Source organism: Streptomyces sp. NPDC055078 (genome assembly GCF_053607985.1).
Window position 1 is genome coordinate 1 of sequence record NZ_JBSGUP010000455.1, and the last position, 6,685, is coordinate 6,685.

The 6,685-nt window shown below is 71.7% G+C and carries 6 protein-coding genes; 5 read left to right on the forward strand and 1 reads right to left on the reverse strand.

Annotated elements, in window-relative coordinates; all coding sequences use genetic code 11:
- Positions 1-276 precede the first annotated feature (276 nt).
- Positions 277-2,073: an AMP-dependent synthetase/ligase gene (locus tag ACWF94_RS29125; RefSeq protein WP_453494886.1), complete on the reverse strand. Its 1,797-nt coding sequence runs from the start codon at positions 2,071-2,073 to the stop codon at positions 277-279.
- 334 nt (positions 2,074-2,407) lie between these two features.
- Here ACWF94_RS29125 and ACWF94_RS29130 point away from each other — a divergent pair, with 334 nt between their 5' ends.
- The 5 genes from ACWF94_RS29130 to ACWF94_RS29150 form a co-directional block, all read left to right on the forward strand.
- Entirely contained in the window at positions 2,408-3,193 is a 786-nt protein-coding gene (locus tag ACWF94_RS29130; protein WP_453494888.1) for a metallophosphoesterase family protein, read from the forward strand.
- Positions 3,194-3,338: 145 nt separating this feature from the next.
- Positions 3,339-3,788 (forward strand): SRPBCC family protein, encoded by a 450-nt coding sequence (locus ACWF94_RS29135; protein WP_453494891.1) that lies wholly within the window; start codon positions 3,339-3,341, stop codon positions 3,786-3,788.
- Positions 3,788-5,041, forward strand: coding sequence for an ArsA family ATPase (locus ACWF94_RS29140; RefSeq protein ID WP_453494894.1), 1,254 nt, complete (start codon positions 3,788-3,790; stop codon positions 5,039-5,041). The genes ACWF94_RS29135 and ACWF94_RS29140 overlap by 1 nt, the downstream gene beginning before the upstream one ends.
- Positions 5,042-5,190: 149 nt before the next feature.
- A complete protein-coding gene (locus tag ACWF94_RS29145; protein ID WP_453494897.1) occupies positions 5,191-5,718 on the forward strand; it encodes a DUF5304 domain-containing protein in 528 nt (175 codons plus the stop codon).
- 71 nt (positions 5,719-5,789) lie between these two features.
- A partial coding sequence (locus ACWF94_RS29150; protein ID WP_453494900.1) for an ROK family glucokinase occupies positions 5,790-6,685 on the forward strand: 896 nt, incomplete at its 3' end.

Below are 6,685 nucleotides of genomic sequence, written 5' to 3' on the forward strand. Positions count from 1 at the left end.
CACCCGTACTCTCCGGGAGCCCGGGCATTTCAGCCTCTCCGGCGTTTGAGGAGCGGGTCCGGGCAGCGCCCGGGTGGGGCCCGAGCCGGGCGTCCGGGTTCGGGCCGGGTCGGCGCACTGGTCCGTCCTCAATCGCCGGACGGGCTGGTTTTTTCGCGCGCCCGGGCGTCCCGGGTTCGGGCCGGACCCGGCGGGAGGCCACGGTCGCCGGGCGGGCAGGATTCGCGCACCCGGGCCCGGCGGGACACGGCTTACCCGGCGGGAGGCCACGGTCGCTCAGGCGTGATAGATCGCCTCGATCTCATCGGCGAAGTCCTTCGCCACCACATTGCGCTTCAGCTTCATCGAGGGCGTGATATGCCCCGCCTCCTCGGTGAACTGGGCCGCCAGCACCCGGAACTTCCGTACCGACTCCGCCTTGGAGACGGCCGCGTTGCCGTCGTCGACCGCCCGCTGGATCTCCGCCAGCAGCTCCGGGTCCTCCCGCAGCGACGCCACCGTCGAACCGGCCGGCTTGCCGTGGTCCGACGCCCACCTCCCGAGGAAGTCCTCGTCCAGGGTGATCAACGCGCCCACGAAGGGCCGCCCGTCGCCCACCACCATGCACTCCGCGATCAGCGCATGCGCGCGGATACGGTCCTCGATCACCGCGGGCGCGACGTTCTTGCCGCCCGCGGTCACCAGGATCTCCTTCTTGCGGCCGGTGATCGTGAGATAGCCGTCCTCGTCGAGGGCGCCGATGTCGCCGGTGTGGAACCAGCCGTCGGCCAGCGCCTCCGCGGTCGCCGCCTCGTTGTTCCAGTACCCCTGGAAGAGATGCTCGCCGTGCAGCAGCACCTCGCCGTCGTCCGCGATCCGTACCACCGTGCCGGGCATCGGCTGGCCGACCGTACCGATCTTCTGCCGGTCCCAGGGGTTGAAGGTGGTGGCGGCGCAGGACTCGGTGAGGCCGTAACCCTCCAGCACCGTGAAGCCGATACCGCGGAAGAAGTGCCCCAGCCGCTCGCCGAGCGGCGCGCCGCCGGAGATCGCGTACTCGCCGCGCCCGCCCAGCACCGCCCGCAGCTTGCCGTAGACGAGCTTGTCGAACACGGTGTGCCGAAGCCGCAGACCCAGCCCCGGGCCCGACGGGGTGTCCAGGGCCCGGCTGTAGTCGATCGCCGTCCGCGCCGCCCGGTCGAAGACCGGGCCCTTGCCGTCCGCCCGGGCCTTGGCGCGCGCGCCGTTGTAGACCTTCTCGAAGACCCGGGGCACCCCGAGGATCAGCGTCGGCCGGAAGGTGGCCAGTTCCTCGGTGAGGTTCGTGATGTCGGGGACACAGCCGAGCTTGATCGGCGCCATCATCGCGCCCACCTCGACCAGCCGGCCGAAGACATGCGCGGCGGGCAGGAACAGCAGCACCGAGCACTCACCCGTACGGAAGAGGGGCTTCAGCCGCTCCACCGCGTTGCCGCACTCCGCGAAGAAACTGCGGTGGGTCAGCACACAGCCCTTGGGGCGGCCCGTGGTGCCCGAGGTGTAGACGATCGTCGCCGGATCGTCCGCCCTGGCGAGTGAACTGCGCTCGTCCACGACCGCCTCGGAGATCTCCGCCCCCGCCTCGACCAGGTCGTCCACCGCGCCCGCGTCGATCTGCCAGACCGTCCGCAGCGCCGGCAGCCCGTCCCGTACGGACTCCACGGCGGCGGCGTGATCCGCGTTCTCCACGATCGCCGCGACCGCGCCCGAGTCGGCGAGGATCCAGGAGACCTGCTCGGCCGAACTGGAGTCGTACACCGGCACGGTCACCGCCCCGGCGCTCCAGATCGCGAAGTCCAGCCGCACCCACTCGTACCGGGTACGGGACATCAGGGCCACCCGGTCGCCGGGGTTCACCCCAGCGGCGATCAGGCCCTTCGCGGCCGAGCGCACCTCGGCGAGGAACTGCCTGGCGCTGACGTCCGTCCAGGCGCCCGCCACCTTTCTGCCCATCACCGCCACATCGGGATACTGGGCGGCGTTACGGCAGATCAGATCGGTCAGATTGCCGTCCGCGGGGACCTCGTACAGGGCCGGAAGGCTGAACTCGCGCAAGACTGCTGCTCCTCATCGGGCGCCGGCGCCACGGCTCTGTGTGATGCACCGGCTGCGGTCCAAGATCGGGCAGGTGCTCAGGGAGGCGAGCACGACTGGACTGCCCGGACGTTACCCACCGGTACTCGATTCCGGATAGGGGGTTCAGGCCAGATGTTCTCTGCGTCACACGTATATGGCGGTACCTCGCGCAGGGTAGTCCACCGCCGCGCCCGCCCGGAAGAACGGCGGACCCGGCCCCGCCGCCCCGCCGACGGTCCGGGCCGGACCCCCTCTGGCCTCCCCTTGCGCCCCCTCTGTCCGGGGGACACGCCGGAGATCTAGGGTGATCGCCATGCGAGGAGCACGAGGTGTCCGGGTCAATGTGGTCAGCGATGTGCACGGCAATGCGAAGGATCTCGCCAAAGCCGGCGATGGCGCCGACGCGCTGATCTGCCTGGGTGATCTCGTCCTCTTCCTCGACTACGCCGATCATTCCCGGGGAATTTTTCCCGATCTGTTCGGGGTCGAGAACGCCGATCTGATCGTGTCGCTCCGCAACGCCCGCCGCTTCGACGAGGCACGCGACCTGGGCCGCCGGCTCTGGGCCGGACTGAACGTGGACCGGGACGCCGCCATCGAGTCGGCCGTACGCCGCCAGTACGCCGAGTTGTTCGCCGCCTTTCCCACCCCCACCTACGCCACCTACGGCAATGTCGACATCCCGGCCCTTTGGCCTGAGTACGCCCGCAGCGGTACCACCGTGCTGGACGGCGAACGTGCCGAGATCGGCGGTCTGACCTTCGGCTTCGTCGGCGGCGGACTGCGCACCCCCATGCGCACGCCGTACGAGATCTCCGACGAGGAGTACGCGGCGAAGGTCGAGGCGCTCGGCGACGTCGATGTGCTCTGCTCCCACATTCCGCCCGAGGTGCCCGAGCTGACCTATGACACGGTCGCCCGCCGGTTCGAGCGCGGCAGCCCCGCCCTGCTGGACGCGATCCACCGAACCCGCCCCCGGTACGCCCTGTTCGGCCATGTCCACCAGCCGCTCGCGGCCCGGATGCGGGTCGCCGCGACCGAGTGCGTGAACGTGGGGCACTTCGCCTCGACGGGCCGGCCGTGGACGCTCGTCTGGTGACGGCCGGGGGCCGCCCCGGTGACACCCCCGGGGGCCGCTGCCCGTCCGGTCCCGCACCGTCCCATGGGCCGGGCGGCGGCCCGGTCGCGATAACCTGCACACCACACCACCCCCGGTCGTACCGCACTGTTGAGGAGCCGCAGCGATGGCGGAACACACCAGCTCAAGCATCACCATCGAAGCGGCACCGGCCGAGGTGATGGGAGTGATCTCCGACTTCGCCCGCTACTCGGAGTGGACCGGCGAGGTGAAGGTCGCCGAGGTGCTCGCCACCGACGCCAAGGGCCGTGCCGAACAGGTCAGACTGGTGCTGGACGCCGGGGCGATCAAGGACGACCATGTCCTCGCGTACACCTGGAACGGGGACAACCAGGTCAGCTGGACCCTGGTGAAGTCCCAGATGCTGCGCGCGATCGACGGTTCCTACACCCTCGCCCCCGTCGGCGGCGGCGACCGGACCGAGGTCACCTACCGGCTGACCGTCGACGTCAAGATCCCCATGCTCGGGATGATCAAGCGCAAGGCGGAGAAGGTCATCATCGACCGCGCGCTCGCCGGACTGAAGAAGCGCGTCGAGAGCGGACCCACCACCTGATGCGCACGGTCCTCGTCACCGGCCTCGGCGGCGCGGGCCGGACCACCGTCGCCGCGGCGAGCGCCCTCGCGGAGGCGGCGCGCGGCAGCCGGACGCTGTTCCTGTCCACCGGGCCCGGCCAGGTCTACGGCACGCCGCTGCCCGCCGCGCCCCCTGCCGCCACCGGGATCTCCGGGACCACCGGGGCCACTGAGGTCGCCGGGACCACCGGGGCCACTGAGGTCGCCGGGACCACCGGGGCCACTGAGGTCGCCGAAGGGCTGTGGGCCGCCCGTATCGACACCGGCGCCGGCTTCCGCGCCGAGTTCCTCTCCCTCCAGGAACGGGGCGCCACCGCGCTCGAACTGCTGGGCGCGGCACGCCTCGCGGAGGAGGAGCTGACCGAACTCCCCGGCAGCGACCACTTCGCCCTGCTGCGTGCCCTGACCACCGCCGGGGCGGGGGAGTGGGACACCGTTGTGATCGACCTGCCACCGGTCCTCGAAACGATCTCCCTGCTCGCCCTGCCCGCACAGCTGCGCCGCTATCTGCGCCGGCTCCTCCCGCCCGAACGGCAGGCCGCCCGCGCCCTGCGCCCGGTGCTCGCCCAGCTCGCCGGAGTCCCGATGCCCGCGCAGTGGCTGTACGAGACGACCGCCCGCTGGGACAGCGAACTGGCCGCCGTCCAGCGCCTGATCGAGGCCCCCGGCACCACCCTGCGCCTGGTCGCCGAGCCCGGACCCGCGGCGGCCGACGCCCTGCGCACCGCCCGCACCGGGCTCGCCCTGCACGGGCTGCGGGTGGACACCCTCGTCGCCAACCGCGTACTGCCCCGGCACTCCGCCGACACCTGGCTCTCCGCACTCGCCGCCCAGCAGGAGAAGACCCTGCACGAGTGGTACGAGGAGTGGACGCCCGGCACAGCGCTGCGCGAGCTGCCTCACACCGGCCGCGACCCGCGGGGACTCGACGATCTCACCGCCCTGGGCATCGAGGCGGGCCCCCCGCCCGCCGATGTCCCGTGGACGGTCGAGGACCGGCGCGAGGAGGACGGCACCTTCGTCTGGCTGGTCCCGCTCCCCGGGGCCACCAAGGGGGACATCGGCCTGGTGCGCCGGGGCGACGAACTGGTCCTCACCGTCGGCCCGTTCCGCAGGATCGTTCCGCTGCCCTCCGCGCTGCGCCGCTGCACGGTCTCCGGGGCTGCGCTCACGGACGGCGTCCTGCGGGTCCGGTTCACCCCCGACCCCGGGCTGTGGCCGCGTACGCCCTGAAGCCTCGGACCCTTGAGGCGCTGCGTGCCCCTGAAACCCGGAACCCTGGAAAGCACGGTCGGCGCACTGAACGGCTCGCGCCCGTTCGGGTAACGTCGGGAGATACGAGAGCCCGCAGCCGACCCAACGCCCCTGTGCAGGAGTACGCCATGAGCGATGCCACCGAGCGTCCCCACGCCGAAGCTGACGCCGACGCCTGGGCGGAGGCGTGCGCGGAGGACCTCGCGGCGGAGAAGGCCCGCCGCCGGGCCCAGTACGGTCCGCCGCCCGGCTCCGCCGCCGATGAGCTGCGCAAGCTCCTCGGAGCCGTCGCCGACAAGGTCAAGGAGCTGCCGTTCCAGACCTCCCTGCCCGGGATGGCCGCCCAGAGCGCCGTACAGCAGCTGGTCAACCAGGCGAAGTCCGCCGTCGAGCCGGTCATCGAGCGCAACCCCGAGATCTTCGACCACCTCGCCGCCGCGGGCGGGGAACTGCTCGCCGCCTACCGGTCCGCCGTCGAGGGCCATGAGCGCCGCTGGACCGAGCAGCGCCCGAGCGCGCCCCAGGACGGCAGGGATGCCACAGACGGTACGGACGGCACAGGCGGCACGGACGGCACAGGCGGCACAGGCGGTACGGACGGCACCGACCCGCGCGACGAGGGCCCGGGGCCGGGCGAGCGCATCGATCTCGACTGATCTCGACTGATCACGAAGACGTCCCGCTCGGGTACGGTTGATCTCAAGTTCGACCGAAAACTGAGGGACACATGGGACTCACCATCGGCGTCGACATCGGCGGTACCAAGATCGCGGCGGGCGTCGTCGACGAAGTGGGCACCATTCTGGAGACCCACAAGGTGCCCACCCCGTCGACCTCGCACGGCATTGTCGACGCGATCTGCACCGCCGTCGCCGGAGCGGGCGCCGGACACGAGGTCGAGGCCGTCGGCATCGGTGCCGCGGGCTATGTGGACGACAAGCGGGCGACCGTCCTGTTCGCCCCCAACATCGACTGGCGCCACGAGCCGCTGAAGGACAAGGTCGAGCAGCGCACGGGCCTGCCGGTCGTCGTGGAGAACGACGCCAACGCGGCGGCCTGGGGCGAGTACCGCTTCGGCGCCGGTCAGGGCCATGACGACGTCATCTGCATCACCCTCGGCACCGGTCTCGGCGGCGGCATCATCATGGGCAACAAGCTGCGCCGGGGGCGGTTCGGTGTGGCGGCGGAATTCGGCCATATCCGTGTCGTCCCCGACGGACTGCTCTGTGGCTGCGGCAACCAGGGCTGCTGGGAGCAGTACGCGTCGGGCCGCGCGCTCGTCCGCTACGCCCGCCAGCGCGCCTACGCCACCCCCGAGAACGCGGAGATCCTCCTCGGTCTCGGCGACGGCACCATCGACGGTATCGAGGGCAAGCACATCAGCGCCGCAGCGCGCCGGGGCGACCCGGTCGCCGTCGACTCCTTCCGCGAGCTGGCCCGCTGGGCGGGGGCCGGTCTCGCCGACCTCGCCTCCCTCTTCGACCCCTCCGCCTTCATCGTCGGCGGCGGCGTCTCCGACGAGGGCGAGCTGGTCCTCGACCCCATCCGCAAGTCCTTCCGCCGCTGGCTCGTCGGCAGCCGATGGCGCCCCCACGCGCAGGTGCTCGCCGCGCGGCTCGGCGG